The sequence below is a fragment of the uncultured Aquimarina sp. genome (assembly GCF_947495315.1).
Classification (GTDB): Bacteria; Bacteroidota; Bacteroidia; order Flavobacteriales; family Flavobacteriaceae; genus Aquimarina.
This window is the reverse complement of sequence record NZ_CANLYD010000069.1, coordinates 1-206: the sequence shown is the minus strand read 5'-3', so window position 1 is coordinate 206 and position 206 is coordinate 1. Positions and strand designations below refer to the sequence as shown.

The window sequence follows — 206 nt, the reverse complement described above, 5'->3', positions numbered from 1 at the left end:
AACAGTGATGAATGTACGACTGCAGGCTTTACTGCCGGTACGAGTTTAGCACCAGAAGACACCGATACCGATATGACCCCTGATTATCAGGATACCGATAGTGATAATGATGGTACTTCAGATGTTGTAGAAGCAGGTCAGGACTTAGGCAATGGCTTAACGACTGATACCGATGGAGACGGATTATTAGATGCCTTTGATGACAG

Annotated in this window: 1 protein-coding gene; it reads left to right on the top strand. The window is 45.1% G+C overall.

Annotation, left to right across the window (positions count from 1 at the left end):
* Positions 1-206: hypothetical protein (locus tag Q0910_RS28620; RefSeq protein WP_299224281.1), on the top strand; the 206-nt coding region annotated here is incomplete at both ends.